This is a genomic window from Pseudomonas sp. TE3910, assembly GCF_056279025.1.
On record NZ_JBWBQN010000001.1, the window covers coordinates 3,864,955 to 3,882,462 of the forward strand.

Genomic DNA, 17,508 nt, shown 5'->3' on the forward strand with positions numbered 1-17,508 from the left:
CTAGACCCTTGGCATTGACGATTCTTGGCCTGTCCGGCGCCCTTAGCCATGATCCTTCCGCGGCCCTGTATATCGACGGCAAACTGATTGCTGCCGCTGAAGAAGAGCGCTTCGTGCGCGATAAACATGCAAAGAACCGCATGCCCTACGAATCGGCGAAGTTCTGCCTGGAGCAGGCCGGGATCAAACCGTCCGACGTCGATGTCGTCGCGATTCCGTTTGCCCCGATCAGCCTGTTCGGCAAGGCTCGCTGGCACTACGCCAAGCGTTACTGGTATGCCCCGGATCGTGCCCTTGACGCGATTCTGATGGGCAACCGCCGCTACAAGCGTTACCGCAAGAAAATCGTCTGGTGCCTGGAGCAACTGGGTTTTGATCCGAAGAAGATCAAGATCGAACCGGTCGAGCACCACCTGGCTCACGCTTCCAGCGCTTACCACTGCTCTGGCTTCAAGGAGAAGACTGCGATCCTCGGGATCGACGGTAAGGGCGAGTACGCCACCACGTTCTTCGGCTATGGCGAAAACGGCAAGATTCACAAGATCAAGGAGTTCTTCGACCCGGACTCCCTCGGTGGCCTTTACGGTGCGATCACCGAGTTCCTCGGTTTCGAAATGCTCGATGGCGAGTTCAAAGTCATGGGCATGGCGCCGTATGGCGATGCCAGCAAGTATGACTTCTCGCGTCTGGCCAGCTTTGAGAATGGCGAGCTGGAAATCAACACCGAATACGCCAACGTCATCGGCCTGCGTCGCCATAAAGAGAAGGGCAAGGGCTTCTACTTCTCGCCAAAACTGATCGAGTGGCTGGGGCCGAAGCGTGAAGGCGATATCGCCGACGAGCCGTACATCCACTATGCGGCCAGCATGCAGGCGCTGTTCGAAAAACTGGCGTTGCAGATGATCGACCATTACCTGGGCGACATCCTCAAGGAAACCGGCAAGCTGGCGTTTGCCGGTGGTTGTGCGCTGAACGTCAAGCTGAACCAGAAGATCATCGCCCGTCCGGACCTGAAAGAGCTGTTCGTTCAACCGGCTTCCGGTGACGCCGGTACCGCTGTCGGTGCGGCGGCCTATGTGTCGCACGCCCGTGGCGTTCCGGTCGAGAAGATGGAGCACGTCTACCTCGGCCCTGCGTACTCCAACGAGGACGTGATCGCCGCCTGTGCCCGTCATCCGAGCCAGCCAAAATGGCGCAAGATCGACGACATGCCGCAGCGCATCGCCAAGATCATGGTCGACGGCAATCCGGTGGCCTGGTTCCAGGGCCGCATGGAGTTTGGTCCACGTGCCCTGGGTGGTCGTTCGATCATTGGCTGTCCGAGCGTTCCGGGCGTGGCTAACCGGATTAACGAGCAGATCAAGTTCCGCGAGCGCTGGAGGCCATTCTGCCCTTCGATGCTCGACACGGTCGGCCCGCAGATGATCAAGGTCGATCACCCGGCGCCATTCATGACCTTCACCTTTGAAGTGGCGGAAGAGTGGAAAACCCGCGTGCCGGAAGTTGTCCATGAAGACGGTACTTCGCGGGCACAAGTACTCAAGCGTGAGTACAACCCGCGTTACTACGACATGATGAAAGCGCTGGAAGACCTGACGGGTAACGGTGTGTCGTTGAACACCTCGCTCAACCGTCGTGGCGAACCGATGATCTGCTCGCCGACCGACGCCTTGAACATGTTCTTCGGCTCCGACCTGCAATACCTGATCATGGAAGACATTCTGGTGGTCAAGGACGGTGCGGACAGTTATGACACCATCGGCTGAGCGGCATGTCCTGCAGTTCTGTCATGGTTATGACGGGCCGTTCCTGGACTGTGCCCGTCAGTATGCCAGCCTGTTTGCGGGCACGGGTTACCGGGTTACCACGGTTTTCCTGACCGGTGCTGCCGATCCACAGGTGGCTGCTGGCTGTGCGTCTGACGAAGTGCTGTTCATGGAATTCAGCTCGAAGGCCATTCGCGGCCTGAAGCTGGGGGCGATTCGCGCATTGCGCCGGATCGCTTCCAGCCGCCGTTTCAGCTTCTGCATTGCCCACCGTTTCAAGCCGATCTATGTGGCCTTGCTGGCGACGAATGTGCCGGTGATCGGTGTGCATCACGCATTCAGCGATTACAAGCGTGGCAGCCGGCAGTTGTTTGCCAACCTGTTCCGTCGACGCCTGAGCCTGCTCGGCGTCTCTGATGCAGTGCGCGACGACATGCGCCACTGTTTGCCGAAGTGGCCGGAGCAGCGTATCCAGACCCTTTACAACCGGGTCGATATCGAAGCACTGCAGGCCAGCTTGTTGCCTGCCGCCGAAGCGCGTCAGGCCCTGGGGTTGGACCCGCAGGCCTGGATCGTCGCCAACGTCGGTCGCCTGCACCCGGACAAGGACCAGGCCACGCTACTGCGTGGCTTTGCCAAGGCACTGCCGGGGCTGCCGGCCGGTGCTCGTCTGGCGATCATGGGCAAGGGGCGCCTGGACGAGAGCCTCAAGGCGCTGGCTGCCGAACTGGGAGTCGCCGGACAGGTCGATTTCCTGGGCCAGGTAGCAGACGGTCGTCGCTATTTCCGCGCATTCGATGCTTTTGCCCTGAGCTCCGATCACGAGCCGTTCGGGATGGTTCTGCTGGAGGCCATGGTTGCTGGCTTGCCGCTGTTGGCGACAGCTTGTGGTGGGGCGAAGGAGGTCGTCGAGGGGGTCGGTATTCTGTTTCCGCTGGGTGATGCCGAGCGCCTTGCTCAAGGGCTGCAGCACCTGGCCGGCTTGGATGAGTCGCAACGCCAGGCCTGCGCCGAGCGCATGCTGCAGCGTCTGCGTGAACGTTTTTCCGATGTTGCCGTACGTGAGTCCTTCTGGCAGCTGCCAGCCGTCAGCGCATTGGCTGCGGAGGCTTGATGCTCAATCGAATCAAAGGCTGGCGCGAACGTGGCTGGCACGAAGTAGATGCTGCTGCCTATGAACAGGCCTGGCAGCGTTTTGGTGGCAGCGTTGCCACTCACCCGTTGGTGGTCGCGCAATTGGCCGATCTGGCCGAGATCCCGGTGCGCTACCTGGCCTGGGAAGCACAGGGTGAGCTGAAGGCGGTGATTCCAACCTGGGGGCGCTACCTGGCGCTGTCCAAGGACGTGCTCAAGCGTGCGGGCAAGAAAGGCTTGTTCGACTTGGGTAATGCCGAGTTGATTCTGCCTGCTGCGGCCGATGCTCAGGTGCCGCTGCGGCATGCCGGGCGTTACCTCTCCGAGTTGAATCAGGGCCGTTTCGCCAACCTCAAACCGCAAGTGGAGTCCTTGGCCATGGCCAGGACCCCGGAAGACCTGTCGAAGAAATTCCGTTACAACCAGCGCCGCGAGTTGCGTCTGCTGGAAGAGGCGGGTGGGCAGGTTCGTCCTGTGACCGACTTCAGCAGTGCGGAGCTGGCGGCCATGTACTGCGACCTGTTCCAGCGCCGCTGGACGTTCCCGGCCACCGGTGCCGAGCGTATGGCCGAAGTGCTTGAGCGCTTGCGTGAGCTGTTGATCGGTTCGGTGTTGTTTCTTGACGGTGCCCCCATCGCCATTCAATTGGTGTATCGGGTTGAGGCGCCGGAATGGATCAGCGTTGAGTACGTCAATGGCGGTGTCGATCCCGAAACCAAGGCGTTCAGCCCTGGCAGCGTATTGAGCTTCCTCAACACACAGAGCGCCTGGGAAGACGCCCGTGCGCGGAACAAGCCGTTGCGGTTTTCTTTCGGTCGTTCCGATCGCGAGTACAAGGACCGATGGTGCAACCCCGTTCCGGTGTTTCAGGTGTGAGCCGCAAGCAACAGTTGCTCAAGCGCCATCGGCGCAACAAGCGTATGGGCTTGCTGCTCGGCCTGCTCGTGCTGCTCGGCGTGGGTGTCGGCGTCCACTGGTGGTTGCCACTGGTGCTGTTGCCGCTGCTGTGGGTGGCCCACGAAGCGTGGTTCGCCGACCACTTGTTCTATTCGCCAGCCGAGGATTACCAGTACACCTTCCCTGAAGGCTGTGAGCCGGTTGCGGTGTCACTGGCCGGCCAGGCCCTGCGCGTGACTCAGCCATTGCCGGTAACGGGTGACGAAACATTGATTCTTCAGGTCCGCCTGAAATGTACCTGGCTAGGGCGTTTCTTCGACCCTGCCGTCGAGGTGCTGGGCGGTGACGTCCCGGACCTGCAGACGTTCGAGCGCGGTGTGCGAGGCGTGCGCTACCTCAACCTGACGGGCCAGGCGACGGCTGTAATGGCAGGTAATTTGCGCCTGCGTGGCCGGCATTGTCGGGTGCTGGAAGCATCGCAACTGTGGGTTGTGCGCAGCTGTGACCTGTACCCGCGGCGGGTCATGGTCATTGCGCCCCATGCCGATGATGCCGAGCTGGCCGCCTATGGCCTTTACAGCAAGGCCGCAGAATCCTGGATCGTGACACTGACGGCGGGTGAGATCGAGGCAGAGCATTACCAGCAGATGGGCCTTGAGCGTGCCGAGGCTGCACGCCTCAAGGGGCGTCTGCGTGCCTGGGACAGTATTGCGGTGCCACGCTGGGCGGGTGTACCGCAGGCGCAGTGCGTACAGCTGGGGTACTTCTGCCTGCAGTTGCCCGCCATGCAAGCCGCACCGGATCAGCCAATGGCTTCTCGGGAAGCCGAGATGGCCGACACGCGGCTGTTCCGGCAGTTCAATAGTCTTGCCTTGCCAGGCGATCACGATGGTGCTCCGACCTGGAACAACCTGCTGGCTGACTTGCGAGCGCTGATTGTGCTGGCGCGTCCACAGGTGCTGGTGATGCCGCACCCTACACTCGACCCTCACCCCGATCACGTGTGCGCTCAGGCGGCGGTGCTTGAAGCCTTGCAAGGCCTTGAATGGCAGCCTGAAACCCTGTTGTGCTACGCCAACCACCTGCATGACAACGATCGTTGGCCGATGGGCGACAGCGGTGCAGGCGTGGCGTTGCCACCGCAAATGGAGGCTGGCCAAGGCTGGACTCCGCACAGCCTGGTGCTTGACCTGAATGCACAGCGTGACAAGGCCATGGCGCTGGGCATGATGCATGACCTGCAGCCTGCTCCTCCGTTCAAGCGGCGCCTGCGACGCCTGTTGCAGCGCTGGCTGGCAGGCCGCAAAGCGTCGCCCTACGGTGAGAATGAGTTTTTCCGTAAAGCAGTGCGTCGACATGAATTGTTCTGGCGCCGGGATCTGTAGGTCCAGGGCGTGATTGATAGCGGTAGCGCATGCGCCGTAAGGAAGACAATGAAAGTTCTATTTCTGGTGCAGAAGGAACAGCGAGCCATTCTGGATCGCTTGTACGAAGGGGTTGCTGAGCATTGCGAGTGCGACCTGCGTTGGTTGACCAGCGCCGATCAGCGCAATCTACGTGCGTACTTTCGCCGTGAAATCGACGTCAGCCAGTATGACCGGATCATTTTCTTCCTGCGCTTCAAGCAGGAGATCCGCCAGGTCGGTTTCATTCGTACGGTTCCCAACCTGGTCATCCTCGAGCACGATGCTTACCAGAATTACATTCCCTGCAAGTACACCGGTGCTTTCAGCAAGCATTATCGCAAGCTGCCTTGGGGCGCGCGTGATCAGCTCCGGCTACATGGTCAGCGAGCGTCTGCGGCAGGAAGGGTTTGATGCGGTGTTCGTGCCCAAGGGGTATGACCAGCAGTTGCTGGCTGATCAGGGGCGTGAGCGGGACATCGAGTTGGCATTCGTTGGCAGCACCAACAGCGTTGCCTACAGCGGTCGCAAAGCCTTGCTCGATGAACTGGCTCAGGTCGAAAATCTGGTCGTTACCCGAACAAAATCGGGTGAAGAGTACTGCGATACGCTTAACCGGATTCGTTTTTTTGTAAGCGCTGATGTTGGCATGGGCGAGTACATGATCAAGAACTTCGAAGCCATGGCGTGTGGCTGCGTACTGCTCGCTTACGATCAGGGCGATGCCGAAAACCGTGCGCTGGGTTTGCAGGATATGCACAACGTCGTGCTGTATGGCAGCATTCCCCAGTTGCAGGAAAAGTTGAACATCCTGCGTGCAGATCCTGCGCTGGCGCAGCGTATTGCTGTCAACGGCCGTGATCTTGCGGTTTCGCGCTTCAGTTTTGCTCAGGTCGGACGCAGCATTGTCGAGCAGTTGCAACCGCCTCTTCGGCCTCGCCCGGCGTTGACCGGTTGGCAGCGCCTACGGCTAAGCCTGGGTTTCTGAGTGGCCCAGGCAATGTGCCGGTATGCCCTGGTTTCAGCAGGCATGCCGGCGTAACGTCTTCGATTACTTCAACCTGAGCCTTTTGCGCTTGAGGGGTTAGCCAGGCGCAGGCGGCGAAGGGCAGAACTGCTCCGCATCAGGCGCTCGGTTTGTGGCAATATCCTGCCTTTTTGGCGTCATGTATTCGTCGTGTTCATGCGCGCTGTTCGGATTGTGCAGTAAAGTGTGGAATGGATTTTATCAATGGAGATGACATTGGCTTTTTCAGTGGATGCGTTCGCCTGTGTCATTTTCGTATGGCGTGAAGCAGAGTGTGCTGCCTCATGAACGTGATCAACATCATGTGGGCTGGTGGCTCGCCTTTTGTTTCAGTGCACAAGGTCCATCAGCAGATTCTTTCGCTGGCGGCGCCCGGAACTTCAGTCATCAACTGGTTGCTGCAAGGCCGTGCCTTGTCCGACAGTGCTGGGTCGCCAAGCCTGGAATGGAACCTGTCCCCGCGCTTGATCAAGGGGCGGCACGTCTGGAAACTGCTTGGCCCTTGGTTGCGCGCGCGTTTTCGCAAGGCCTTGCTGGAGGCTGATGCCGGTGCGGTGCTGCTCGACGGTGTGGGTGTAGCGCGCTTGTTGCTCCCGGTCCTGCGCAGCTTGCCCAGTGTCCGGGTTGCCGTCCTTTTTCATGGCGAGACACGTCTGAGTACGGCCGATGTCTCGTTGCTCAAGTCCCTCCCTACCTCTCAGCTGACGTTGGTTGCCGTTTCTCGCACGCTTGCCGATGCACTGCAAGGCACGACAGGCTTGCCGGTGACCGTGTTGCGCAGTGCGCTTGAGCCCTCGTGCTTTGAAGCCGCACTGCTGGCACGTGAACGGGCTCGGCAGACACTGGGGGTGAGTACGGACGGGGTCAGGGTAATGGGCGCTGTCGGGCGTCTGGTCGCTAGCAAGGGTTTCGATTATCTGATCGATGCCTTTGCCCAGGCATCCAGGGCGCACCCCGATCTGCGTTTGTTTATTCTTGGTGAGGGTGCTGAGCGCGTGAATCTTGAAGCGCGTGTCGAGCGACTCGGGCTGCTCGGGAAGGTCATTCTGCCGGGGTACTTTTCTGGCTGTGATCAGCTCTATCGCGCTTTCGACTGGGTGTTGATTCCCTCCTATTCGGAAGGGCTGGGCCTGGTGCTGCAGGAGGCTGTTCTGGCCGGTGTGCCGGTGCTATGCAGCGATCTGGCCGTTTTCCGCGAGCAACTGGGCGAGGATGGATACTACGCGCCCGTGGGTGATACCCAGGCATGGGCGCAGGCCATCGAGCGCTGTGCTGCGCTACCTGCCGTCGAGGTAGCGAGTGCCCAGTACCGAGCCTTGGCACCCGTGCAGGCCTGGCAAACGTTCAGCCAGACCTCCCGCGATCTGCTGGCTCCGGTGTCTGCTTCAGCGGGCCAGTAACGCATGTTCCAGCTCAACGAGTGGAAACGCTTCGCTGAGCTGCTCGCGAGACAGGTAACGGGCAAAATGCTGCACGTTGCGTTTGATCATGCGTTCAGGCAAGGGTGCCCGGAGAAATTTCATGTCCGCTACGTCGATGAGCCCCAGGTGACTGTCGGGTGTCACGACGATATTGCCCAGGTGCAGTGAACGAAAATAGATCCCGCAGTGGTGCAGCTTGCGAATCAGCGACACCATTTCCGGCAGCGTTTTCTGCCAGCTGAAGCCGGGCTGTTGGCTGATTTGGCGCAAGGTCTTGCCGGGCAGCGGGCGGTACAGCACTGCAGTCTTGCCGGGTTCGTCGAGTCGGTAATGGGCTAGTACATGCAGTGTGGGGATGCCAAATGCTTCCAGGCGTAGGGCATTGTCGATGAAGCGACGGGAGTAGGGTCGCAGCAGCGCCGAAGAGAAAAAACGCTTGCGCCTGAAGAGTTTAAGAATATTACCGTTCTCGAGCAGGTAGACTTTCGCGCCAAAGCTATCGGCCTCCAGGATCTGGGCGCCGAGTATCAGCTGTTCGAGGTCGGCCTGAGTGAGTCGGGAGCATTGCATGGTTGAGGCCTTGTTGAAAATGGCACGCAAAATGACAGGCCATAATGCCGAAAACTTCAGGAATGCACCATGGCAGGATGCTTTGATTCATTGGCAGTGCGGGCATCATGAGCCTGTGATTGCTCTTTACGGTGAGCCGAGTTCCTGTGATGGCATGCCCATCACGTCGGCTGTGATAAAATTTTCCGTTCTACCAGAACAGTGAGCTCGAAGATGGCTGAAACACCGCGAGAGGCGGAGCAGGGCTCCAGTCTGAAAATTTACTTTCGGCTGCTGAGCTATGTGAAGCCTTATATAGGCATTTTCCTGCTGAGCATTGTTGGCTTTGTGATCTTTGCCTCGACCCAGCCGATGCTGGCGGGCATTCTCAAATACTTCGTCGACGGCTTGAGCAACCCCGAAGCGGTGTTGTTCCCCAATGTGCCGTACCTGCGCGACCTGCAGTTGCTCCAGGCGGTGCCCTTGCTGATCGTGGCCATTGCCGCGTGGCAGGGGCTTGGCTCCTTCTTGGGTAACTACTTTCTGGCCAAGGTCTCCCTTGGCCTGGTACATGACCTGCGGGTTGAGCTGTTCAACAATCTGCTGGTTCTGCCCAATCGCTACTTCGACAGCCACAACTCCGGTCATCTGATCTCGCGGATTACCTTCAACGTGACCATGGTCACGGGGGCGGCGACCGATGCGATCAAGGTGGTGATTCGCGAAGGCCTGACCGTTGTTTTCCTGTTCATCTACCTGTTGTGGATGAACTGGAAGCTGACGCTGGTCATGCTGGCGATCCTGCCGCTTATTGCAGTCATGGTCGGTACCGCCAGCAAAAAATTCCGCAAGCAGAGCAAGAAAATCCAGGTGGCGATGGGGGATGTGACCCATGTCGCTTCGGAAACCATTCAAGGCTATCGCGTGGTGCGCAGTTTTGGTGGTGAGCGCTATGAGCAGGAGCGGTTTGCCAATGCCAGCCAGACCAACACCAACAAACAGCTGCGGATGACCAAGACCGGTGCGATCTATACACCAATGCTGCAATTGGTGATCTATTCGGCCATGGCCGTGCTGATGTTCCTGGTGCTGTTCTTGCGCGGAGATGCTTCTGCCGGTGATCTGGTGGCTTATATTACTGCCGCGGGCTTGTTGCCCAAGCCGATTCGCCAGTTGTCGGAAGTCAGCTCGACCATCCAGAAGGGTGTGGCCGGGGCCGAGAGTATTTTCGAGCAGTTGGATGTTGAGCCCGAGTGTGACACTGGGACGGTGGAGCGTGAGCGCGTCAGCGGTCGCCTTGAAGTGCGCAACCTGAGCTTTACCTACCCGGGTACCGAGCGTCAGGTGCTCAATGACATCAGTTTCAGTGCCGAGCCCGGTCAGATGATCGCACTGGTGGGGCGTTCCGGCAGCGGCAAGTCGACCCTCGCCAGCCTGCTTCCACGGTTCTACAACCACGAGCAGGGCCAGATCCTGCTGGACGGCGTGGAAATCGAGGAGTATCGCCTGCGTAACCTGCGTCGGCACATTGCCCAGGTCACCCAGCACGTCACCTTGTTCAACGATACTGTGGCCAACAACATCGCCTATGGCGACCTGGCCGGAGCACCGCGTGAGCAGATCGAAGCAGCGGCTGCCGACGCCTATGCCAAGGACTTCATCGAGCAGTTGCCGCATGGTTTCGACACCGAGGTCGGTGAGAACGGCGTGCTGTTGTCTGGTGGCCAGCGTCAGCGCCTGGCAATTGCTCGGGCATTGCTCAAGAATGCCCCGCTGTTGATTCTTGACGAGGCAACCTCGGCGCTGGATACCGAGTCGGAGCGGCACATTCAGGCTGCGCTGGATCAGGTCATGAAAGGCCGAACCACCCTGGTGATCGCCCACCGACTGTCGACCATCGAAAAGGCCAACCTGATTCTCGTGATGGATCAGGGGCGTATCGTCGAGCGCGGTACACACAGCCAGTTGATCGCGGAGAACGGCTATTACGCCCGCCTGCATGCGATGGGGCTGGACGAGCCAAGCAAGGCCGACATCACCTGATGCATGAATGCCGGGGCCTGCTGTGCCCCGGCTGCCAATCGGCGTGTGAGCGCCCGCGTGTGCGGCGGCAATCAAGCCTCTGTTTCGCCTGTGCTAATATTCCGCCCCTGTTCATTTTGTATATGGGTTACCCATGAAGTTGTCCATGCCGCGTTTCGATCAAGCCCCGGTATTGGTGGTCGGCGATGTCATGCTCGACCGCTACTGGCATGGCGGCACCTCACGTATTTCGCCTGAGGCCCCGGTGCCGGTGGTCAAGGTCGAACAGATCGAGGACCGCCCGGGCGGTGCAGCGAACGTTGCCTTGAACATTGCTGCGCTGGGTGCGCCGGCGTTGCTGATCGGCGTTACCGGCCAGGACGAAGCGGCCGACAGCTTGACCAATAGCCTGAAGGCGGCCGGTGTCCGTTCGATCTTCCAGCGTATTGCCCATCAGCCGACCATCGTCAAATTGCGGGTGATGAGTCGTCACCAGCAGTTGCTGCGTATCGACTTTGAAGAACCTTTCGCCACCGACCCGTTGTCGCTCGGTGCCGAAGTTGATGCCTTGCTGGACGGCGTCAAGGTGCTGGTGTTGTCGGACTACGGCAAGGGTGCGTTGAAGAACCATCAAAGCCTGATCCAGGCCGCCCGTGCCAAAGGTATTCCGGTGTTGGCTGATCCCAAGGGCAAGGATTTCTCCATCTACCGTGGTGCCAGCCTGATCACGCCCAACCTGAGCGAGTTCGAGGCCATCGTTGGACGTTGCGCTGACGAGACCGAGTTGGTCGCCAAGGGCAGTCAGTTGATGCGCGAACTTGAATTGGGTGCGTTGCTGGTGACTCGTGGCGAGCATGGCATGACCCTGCTGCGTCCAGAGCAACCGGCCTTGCACTTGCCTGCGCGTGCGCGTGAAGTCTTCGACGTCACCGGTGCTGGCGATACGGTCATTTCCACACTGGCGGCGGCCATCGCGGCCGGTGAAGCGCTTCCGCAGGCAGTGGGCCTGGCTAACCTGGCCGCCAGTATCGTGGTGGGCAAGCTCGGTACTGCAGCCATCAGTGCACCGGAGCTGCGCCGCGCCATTCAGCGCGAGGAAGGTTCCGAACGCGGCGTGTTGGGCCTGGAGCAGTTGCTGCTGGCCATCGATGATGCCCGGGCGCACAACGAGAAAATCGTGTTCACCAACGGCTGTTTTGACATCCTGCACGCGGGCCACGTGACCTACCTGGAGCAGGCGCGTGCCCAGGGTGATCGACTGATCGTGGCGGTAAACGATGATGCATCGGTCAGCCGCCTGAAAGGGCCAGGTCGCCCGATCAACAGCGTGGACCGGCGGATGGCGGTGCTGGCAGGCCTGGGTGCTGTCGACTGGGTCATCAGCTTCCCTGAAGCGACCCCGGAAAACCTGCTCAGCCAGCTCAAGCCGGACGTGCTGGTCAAAGGTGGCGACTATGGTATTGACCAGGTGGTCGGCGCCGAGATCGTCAGGGCCTACGGCGGAACCGTGAAGGTGCTGGGGCTGGTGGAAAACAGCTCGACCACAGCGATCGTCGAGAAGATCCGCAAAAACTGACCCGAACAGCCTGCGCTACTTGTGCAGGCTACCGCGGGCCATCTGCAGCAGTTGCCTGGCCTTGCCCGTCAGGCGACTCAGCCCAGACTCGCTGCGGGCCGGGCTCAGGCCTTCCTGCCTGAGCCAGTCCTTCCAGCGAATACGCTCTTCCTTGACGACCCAGCCGTCCTGCCGGGCAAAACTCTCAGCCAGATACACGCCGCGGGTGCTGGCCGGGTTCAGACGATCCTTCTTCAGCGTGTAGAGCTCAGCCAGGGGTCGTCCGTCTTCGAGTGGCATCAGGTAAAGGTCGGGTCGGCTGCGATTTAGCCGAGCGACCAGTTGGTCGCCTTCCAGGCGTTCGTCGACGTGGAACAGGCTCAGCGACCTCGCTTCCTTGGGTACCTGAAGGCGCAGGTCATAGACCAGTTGTAGCGACGCCGTGGGTAGATGCACATAGGCCCGTGGCCGTTCCAACAGTTGCAGGTTGGCGCAGCGTACGGGCCGTGCGGCACCTGAAAGTGGCGTCACGACAAAGGGCAGGGCGTCACGGTAGTGCAGGGCTTCAGCATAGGGCGCCGGTAACCAGGTTTCGTTGAAGCGTCCACTCAGCCACCCCTCGGGCGTCTCCAGCAGGCATTCCTCGGCCACTTCCTGTATCGCAGTGTGCAGCGGCAGGTTCAGTTCCTGAGCGGGGACATAACCGGAGATCAGCTTGAGCACGACATCGCCCCGGTCCTGACGGCGCTGGCGCACCAGTACCCAATAGTCGCGGTTCTGCCATTGCAGCGTCAGTCGCACCGACACCCCGAGGTTGGCCAGCTCGGCCACGAAGTGTTGGTGATCGCTCAACTGGATGGGTTTGCGCCGCTGCAGGGTCTGGGCAAAATTCAGCGGTTTGCCGATGCTCTGGTAGCTCAGCCCTTCCGGGCTGGCTTCGACATGGAGCGGCAGTGTCTTGAAGTTGCTGGGGTTCTTGCGGATCAGCGTTCGCGGCATGTCGGCTCCTTCTTGCGTTGGGGTCGGCCGCGAAGGCGGCTCAGCGCTTGCTTAATACCTGGGCAACGGTGGCCACGTTATGGGCCAGGTGTACGGGGTTGATGGTGCCGACAATAGCACTGCTGACGCCGGGATGGGCAAACAGTAGCTCAAAGCTGGCACGCACGGGATCTTCGTCCGCGTGCAGGCAGACATGGCCGCTGGCCAGTGCCTTCTTCACCAGAATGGCTTTACCGTGCGCGGCGGCATAGTCCAGTACCGGTCGTTCGCCCTGCTCGTTGAGATTGTAGGTGACCATGGCGCAATCGCCTTGTTCCAGAGCTTTCAAACCACCGGCAACGGTTTTTCCGGAGAGGCCAAAGCCGCGAATCTTGCCTTCCTGCTTGAGCTGCGCGAGGGCTTCGTAAACGCCTTCCTGCTCAAGGATATGCAGATCGTTGCCGTCAGAGTGCACCAGTACCAGGTCGATACAGTCGGTTTCCAGGCGCGTCAGGCTGCGCTCGACCGAGAGGCGGGTATGGGCCGCGCTGAAGTTGAAGCTCGAAAGGCCGTTGTCGAACTCTTCGCCCACTTTGCTGACGATCACCCATTCATGCCGCTGGCCACGCAGCAACGGGCCAAGGCGTTCTTCGCTGCGGCCATAGGCGGGCGCGGTGTCGATCAGGTTGATGCCCAGGTCGCGGGCCTGGTCGAGCAGCTGACGGGCTTCACGGTCATCCGGGATCGTGAAGCCGTTGGGGTATTTCACGCCTTGGTCGCGGCCCAGTTTGACGGTGCCCAGGCCCAGTGGCGAGACCATCAGGCCCAGGCTGCCCAGCGGGCGGTGCAGGTCATGCAGGGTGGCTTGGTTCATGGCAGCAACTGTTCCCAGACAGGTGGAGCAATGGGCGGCTTTGGCAGTTCCGGCAGTGTGCTACAGGCCCCTGGCGTAATGCCGTCGCGGGTCAGGCTGGCCATTACGCGATCGGCGAAGTCGGGGGCCAGTGCCAGTTTGGTTGGCCAGCCGACCAGCAAGCGCTGCTGCTCGGCGAGGAAGGCGTTGTCTGGGCGTACCAGGCCTGACTGTGCCGGCTCTGCCCGATCAACCCGCAGGGTTGCCCAGCGCACCTGACTGAGATCGACCCAGGGTAGCAGGCTGGCCACTTCCTTCTTCGCTGCCGCGACCTGTGCATCCGGTTCGCGTGCAACGCCGTCTGCTTCTGCAAGGTCGCCGCCCAGGTACCACACCCACTGGCCATCGGCCGCCGGGTGGGTGGTGACGGTGACGCGTGGTTTGGGGCCGCCACCGAGGCAATGGGCATAGAGGGGTTTCAGGCTTGGCCCTTTGGCCAGCACCATGTGCAGGGGGCGTGTTTGCATGGCCGGCTGGCTAAGGCCAAGTGCCGTGAGCAGTTCGGCGTTGCCGGCGCCCGCGCTCAGCACTACGCGCTGCGCACGGATCTCGCGGCCATCGACCCGCAGGCCGACCAGTTCATCGCCTTCACGCAGCGGCTCGATCCGCTCACCGGCGAGCAGGCTGTCACCGGCCAGGGTCGCCAGGCGATCGAGCAGGCTGGGTACATCAATGACCAGTTCGGCCAGGCGGTAGACTTTGCCTTTGAAGGCGCGGTCCTGCAGGGCAGGTGGCAGCTGCTCGCCCTTGACCTGATCGACCCGGCCGCGCACGGCCTTGCTGGCAAAGAAACTGGTGAGATTGCCCGCCAGGGTACCCGGGGACCACAGGTAGTGCGCTTCTGACAGCAGGCGCACGCCGGACAGGTCCAGTTCGCCGCTACCGGCCAGGGCTTCGCGCCAGCGCCGAGGCATATCGGCAATGGCTTCCGAGGCACCGGTCAGGGCGCCGTGTAGGGCGTACTTGGCGCCGCCATGGATGATCCCCTGGGATTTCAGGGTTTGCCCGCCACCGAGGCTGTCGCGCTCTACCAGAACCGTCGAATAGCCCTGACGACGCAGGCGCGCATTGAGCCAGAGGCCTGCGACCCCTGCGCCGACAATCAGGACGTCGGTAGAAATAACCGATGGCATGTACAAACCTCACAAGCTGGGACAGGAGCGCAGTATACAGCCTGCGGCGGTTTGCACCCTGCCTGGCATCAATGCCCGGCGGTTTTTGAGAACACCTGAATCACCACCACGCCGCCGACAATCATCGCCATGCCCAGGATGGCGGGGGTATCGAGCTTTTGGCCATAGAGGAGCAATGCGGCGATGCTGATCAGGACGATCCCCAGCCCCGACCATATTGCGTACGCGATACCCACCGGAATGCTGCGCACGACCAGGGTCAGCATCCAGAACGCCACGGCATACCCACATACCATCAGCAGCAGGGGCAGTGGCGTGCTCAGGCCTTTGACAGCTTTCATGGAGGCGGTGGCAATGACTTCCGCGAAGATGGCAATAGCGAGGTAGGTGTAGGCGTTCATGGTGGGTGTCCTCTGTAGTTGGTGGGCATTCTAGAGGATGGTCGAATGCGGTAAAGTCATTAGCTATCTATATTGGAGATAGGTTGCGATGAGCGAACAGTGGAGTCTGGAGCAGGTGCGGCTGTTCGTGCGCGTGGCGGAGTTGCGCTCGTTTTCCGCTGTTGCCCGTGAGCAGCGCAAGGCGCAGTCGGCGATCAGCAGTGGCATTGCCTTGTTGGAAGAAGACTTGGGGGTCGTCCTGTTCGAGCGCAGTAGCGGCCGTCAACCGCGCCTGACCGAAGCAGGCGCTGCGTTACTGGAGGACGCCCGCGAACTGTTGCGCCAATGCGAGCGCCTGGATGGCCGGGCCCTGGCGCTGATGCGCGGGCAGGAGGCGCAATTGCGTGTGGCCCAGGATGAGGCCATGCCTTATCAGCCGGTGATCGACAGCCTGGATGAACTGGCCCAGCGTTTTCCGCTACTTGAAGTGCAGTTGGCCAGCGGCGCACAGGGGGATGTAGCACGCAAGTTGGTTGAGCGTCGGGCGGACCTCGGGTTGCTGTTCCATCATGACCATATGCCTGCCGCGCTGGAGCGTCGGGCGTTGGGTAGCGTCGAGATGGTTACGGTGTGTGCGATCCATCACCCGTTGGCGCAACTGCCGTGGGTCAGTCGGCAGCAATTGGCGCAGCACCGTCAGTTGTTGATTACCCCTCAGGAGAGCGGCTACCCCGGTGGTGAGCCGATCAGCCCGCAGATCTGGCGTGCAGACAGTTTCTACGCCATGGCCGAGTTGCTGATGCGAGGCCTGGGCTGGGCCTGGTTGCCCCGGCATGTGGTGCAGTACCCGACTTACCAGACGCAGATGGTCGAGTTGGCCAGTGAATGGACGCCGCCAGCATTGGTGGTGGAACTGGCATGGCGGCGGGATGAGCCCCTGGGGCCGGCTGCACAGTGGTTGGCTGAACGCTTCGCACTGCACTTGCGCGCCATTGGCTAGTACACTGCGGCGCCATGAACAGAACCCTTTATACCCTGCTGTTTCACCTGGGCCTGCCGCTGGTCGCGCTGCGCCTGTACCTGCGCTCGCGCAAGGCGCCCGCCTATGCGAAGCGTATCGGCGAGCGCTTTGCCAAGGGCCTTGCACCGATGCAGACCGGCGGCATCTGGGTGCATGCCGTGTCGGTGGGCGAAAGTATTGCTGCAGCGCCGATGGTGCGGGCCTTGCTCAAACGTTATCCACAGCTGCCCATCACCATCACGTGCATGACCCCGACCGGCTCCGAGCGGGTCAGGGCTATGTTTGCCGATGAGCCGCGCGTTCAGCACTGCTACCTGCCGTACGATCTGCCCTGGGCGGCGGCACGTTTTCTGGATCACGTACAGCCGCGCCTGGCGGTGATCATGGAAACCGAGCTCTGGCCCAACCACATCAATCAGTGCGCCAAACGAGGTATACCGGTGGCTTTGGCCAATGCCCGGTTGTCTGAGCGCTCTGCGCGTGGCTACGGGCGATTTGCCAGGCTGACCCAGCCGATGCTGGCGCAGATGAGCCTGATTGCAGTTCAGACCGAGGCCGAGGCCGAGCGTTTCCGTCAGTTGGGCGCCCGTCCCGAATGTGTTGAGGTTACCGGGTCGATCAAGTTCGACCTGAGCATCGATCCTCAGCTGTTGGTCCGTGCCGGTCAGTTACGTGCCCAGTGGCAAGCGGATCGGCGCCCAGTATGGATCGCGGCGAGTACCCATGAGGGCGAAGACGCGATCATTCTGCAGGCGCACCGGCAACTGCTGGAACACCACGCCGACGCCTTGCTGATTCTCGTGCCGCGTCACCCAGAGCGTTTTAACGCTGTGTTCGAGCTCTGTCAGCAGCAGTGTGTGACACAGCGCCGCTCCAGTGGCGAAGCGGTCACTGAGCAAACCCAGGTACTGCTCGGTGACACCATGGGCGAGTTGCTGTTCCTGTATGCGTTGGCAGACATTGCCTTCGTCGGCGGTAGCCTGGTCGCCAATGGCGGGCATAACGTCCTGGAACCGGCGGCCTTGTCCAAGCCGGTGCTCAGTGGGCCGCACCTGTTCAACTTTCTGGAAATCGCAGCGATGTTGCGTGAAGCGGGGGCTTTGCAGGAAGTGGACGACGCGCAAGGCCTGGCTGCACAGGTGCGCCGCTTGATTGAATTGCCAATCGACGCTCGGCGCATGGGTGATGCCGGGTTGTCAGTGATGCGCGCCAACCAGGGGGCATTGCAGCGTTTACTGGACGGGTTGGCGCGGTTGTTCTGAGGGTGTCACCGGCACGCCAGCACGGTCCATTGCGGTCCCGTGTGCGG

15 protein-coding genes and 1 pseudogene are annotated in these 17,508 nt (G+C 60.9%); 11 read left to right on the plus strand and 5 right to left on the minus strand.

Going from position 1 to position 17,508, the window contains the following annotated elements; translation table 11 throughout:
* Positions 1-8 precede the first annotated feature (8 nt).
* The 6 genes and pseudogenes from ACZ9H3_RS17665 (at position 9) to ACZ9H3_RS17690 (ending at position 7,627) form a co-directional block, all read left to right on the plus strand.
* Complete coding sequence (locus ACZ9H3_RS17665) at positions 9-1,766, plus strand: carbamoyltransferase family protein (protein ID WP_065758712.1); 1,758 nt, start codon at positions 9-11, stop codon at positions 1,764-1,766.
* Positions 1,750-2,880, plus strand: coding sequence for a glycosyltransferase (locus tag ACZ9H3_RS17670; protein ID WP_476221751.1), 1,131 nt, complete (start codon positions 1,750-1,752; stop codon positions 2,878-2,880). Before ACZ9H3_RS17665 ends, ACZ9H3_RS17670 begins: the two co-directional genes overlap by 17 nt.
* Positions 2,880-3,776 (plus strand): antimicrobial resistance protein Mig-14, encoded by an 897-nt coding sequence (locus ACZ9H3_RS17675; protein ID WP_099773397.1) that lies wholly within the window; start codon positions 2,880-2,882, stop codon positions 3,774-3,776. Before ACZ9H3_RS17670 ends, ACZ9H3_RS17675 begins: the two co-directional genes overlap by 1 nt.
* Positions 3,773-5,182, plus strand: coding sequence for a PIG-L deacetylase family protein (locus ACZ9H3_RS17680; protein WP_476221753.1), 1,410 nt, complete (start codon positions 3,773-3,775; stop codon positions 5,180-5,182). The genes ACZ9H3_RS17675 and ACZ9H3_RS17680 overlap by 4 nt, the downstream gene beginning before the upstream one ends.
* Before the next feature lie 48 nt (positions 5,183-5,230).
* A pseudogene (locus ACZ9H3_RS17685) lies at positions 5,231-6,188 on the plus strand (glycosyltransferase family protein).
* Between the two features lie 323 nt (positions 6,189-6,511).
* Positions 6,512-7,627 (plus strand): glycosyltransferase, encoded by a 1,116-nt coding sequence (locus tag ACZ9H3_RS17690; RefSeq protein WP_476221755.1) that lies wholly within the window; start codon positions 6,512-6,514, stop codon positions 7,625-7,627.
* On the opposite strand, the gene ACZ9H3_RS17695 is transcribed toward ACZ9H3_RS17690, so the two are convergent.
* Positions 7,613-8,218, minus strand: a complete 606-nt coding sequence (locus ACZ9H3_RS17695; RefSeq protein ID WP_065758718.1) for a lipopolysaccharide kinase InaA family protein — start codon at positions 8,216-8,218, stop codon at positions 7,613-7,615. The two genes, ACZ9H3_RS17690 and ACZ9H3_RS17695, sit on opposite strands and share 15 nt — an antisense overlap.
* Here ACZ9H3_RS17695 and ACZ9H3_RS17700 point away from each other — a divergent pair.
* From ACZ9H3_RS17700 to hldE, 3 genes are all read left to right on the plus strand, one after another.
* Positions 8,217-8,423, plus strand: coding sequence for a hypothetical protein (locus ACZ9H3_RS17700; RefSeq protein WP_145991787.1), 207 nt, complete (start codon positions 8,217-8,219; stop codon positions 8,421-8,423). The two genes, ACZ9H3_RS17695 and ACZ9H3_RS17700, sit on opposite strands and share 2 nt — an antisense overlap.
* Before the next feature lie 8 nt (positions 8,424-8,431).
* Complete coding sequence (gene msbA, locus ACZ9H3_RS17705) at positions 8,432-10,240, plus strand: lipid A export permease/ATP-binding protein MsbA (RefSeq protein WP_330522288.1); 1,809 nt, start codon at positions 8,432-8,434, stop codon at positions 10,238-10,240.
* 133 nt (positions 10,241-10,373) lie between these two features.
* Entirely contained in the window at positions 10,374-11,795 is a 1,422-nt protein-coding gene (gene hldE, locus ACZ9H3_RS17710) for a bifunctional D-glycero-beta-D-manno-heptose-7-phosphate kinase/D-glycero-beta-D-manno-heptose 1-phosphate adenylyltransferase HldE (RefSeq protein WP_065758721.1), read from the plus strand.
* Positions 11,796-11,810: 15 nt separating this feature from the next.
* On the opposite strand, the gene ACZ9H3_RS17715 is transcribed toward hldE, so the two are convergent.
* The 4 genes from ACZ9H3_RS17715 to ACZ9H3_RS17730 all read right to left on the minus strand — a co-directional run bounded on the left by ACZ9H3_RS17715 (position 11,811) and on the right by ACZ9H3_RS17730 (position 15,199).
* Positions 11,811-12,773, minus strand: coding sequence for a metal ABC transporter ATPase (locus tag ACZ9H3_RS17715; protein ID WP_476221758.1), 963 nt, complete (start codon positions 12,771-12,773; stop codon positions 11,811-11,813).
* A gap of 40 nt (positions 12,774-12,813) precedes the next feature.
* Positions 12,814-13,626, minus strand: a complete 813-nt coding sequence (locus ACZ9H3_RS17720; RefSeq protein WP_330522290.1) for an aldo/keto reductase — start codon at positions 13,624-13,626, stop codon at positions 12,814-12,816.
* Positions 13,623-14,798, minus strand: a complete 1,176-nt coding sequence (locus ACZ9H3_RS17725; protein ID WP_065758724.1) for an NAD(P)/FAD-dependent oxidoreductase — start codon at positions 14,796-14,798, stop codon at positions 13,623-13,625. Before ACZ9H3_RS17725 ends, ACZ9H3_RS17720 begins: the two co-directional genes overlap by 4 nt.
* A 68-nt stretch (positions 14,799-14,866) precedes the next feature.
* Positions 14,867-15,199 (minus strand): DMT family transporter, encoded by a 333-nt coding sequence (locus ACZ9H3_RS17730; RefSeq protein ID WP_065758725.1) that lies wholly within the window; start codon positions 15,197-15,199, stop codon positions 14,867-14,869.
* 88 nt (positions 15,200-15,287) lie between these two features.
* On the opposite strand from ACZ9H3_RS17730, the gene ACZ9H3_RS17735 reads away from it, so the two are divergent.
* Positions 15,288-16,178, plus strand: a complete 891-nt coding sequence (locus tag ACZ9H3_RS17735) for a LysR family transcriptional regulator (protein ID WP_454240606.1) — start codon at positions 15,288-15,290, stop codon at positions 16,176-16,178.
* A 14-nt stretch (positions 16,179-16,192) separates the two neighbouring features.
* Complete coding sequence (gene waaA / locus ACZ9H3_RS17740) at positions 16,193-17,461, plus strand: lipid IV(A) 3-deoxy-D-manno-octulosonic acid transferase (RefSeq protein ID WP_065758727.1); 1,269 nt, start codon at positions 16,193-16,195, stop codon at positions 17,459-17,461.
* Positions 17,462-17,508 lie beyond the last annotated feature (47 nt).

Bases quoted from the DNA above. Each gene is read 5' to 3' on its own strand.
- ACZ9H3_RS17735 (WP_454240606.1), top strand. From the start codon at position 15,288: ATGAGCGAACAGTGGAGTCTGGAGCAGGTGCGGCTGTTCGTGCGCGTG.
- hldE (WP_065758721.1), top strand. From the start codon at position 10,374: ATGAAGTTGTCCATGCCGCGTTTCGATCAAGCCCCGGTATTGGTGGTC.
- ACZ9H3_RS17720 (WP_330522290.1), bottom strand. From the start codon at position 13,626: ATGAACCAAGCCACCCTGCATGACCTGCACCGCCCGCTGGGCAGCCTG.
- ACZ9H3_RS17675 (WP_099773397.1), top strand. From the start codon at position 2,880: ATGCTCAATCGAATCAAAGGCTGGCGCGAACGTGGCTGGCACGAAGTA.
- ACZ9H3_RS17670 (WP_476221751.1), top strand. From the start codon at position 1,750: ATGACACCATCGGCTGAGCGGCATGTCCTGCAGTTCTGTCATGGTTAT.
- ACZ9H3_RS17695 (WP_065758718.1), bottom strand. From the start codon at position 8,218: ATGCAATGCTCCCGACTCACTCAGGCCGACCTCGAACAGCTGATACTC.
- ACZ9H3_RS17730 (WP_065758725.1), bottom strand. From the start codon at position 15,199: ATGAACGCCTACACCTACCTCGCTATTGCCATCTTCGCGGAAGTCATT.
- ACZ9H3_RS17690 (WP_476221755.1), top strand. From the start codon at position 6,512: ATGAACGTGATCAACATCATGTGGGCTGGTGGCTCGCCTTTTGTTTCA.
- ACZ9H3_RS17725 (WP_065758724.1), bottom strand. From the start codon at position 14,798: ATGCCATCGGTTATTTCTACCGACGTCCTGATTGTCGGCGCAGGGGTC.
- ACZ9H3_RS17700 (WP_145991787.1), top strand. From the start codon at position 8,217: ATGGTTGAGGCCTTGTTGAAAATGGCACGCAAAATGACAGGCCATAAT.
- waaA (WP_065758727.1), top strand. From the start codon at position 16,193: ATGAACAGAACCCTTTATACCCTGCTGTTTCACCTGGGCCTGCCGCTG.
- msbA (WP_330522288.1), top strand. From the start codon at position 8,432: ATGGCTGAAACACCGCGAGAGGCGGAGCAGGGCTCCAGTCTGAAAATT.
- ACZ9H3_RS17715 (WP_476221758.1), bottom strand. From the start codon at position 12,773: ATGCCGCGAACGCTGATCCGCAAGAACCCCAGCAACTTCAAGACACTG.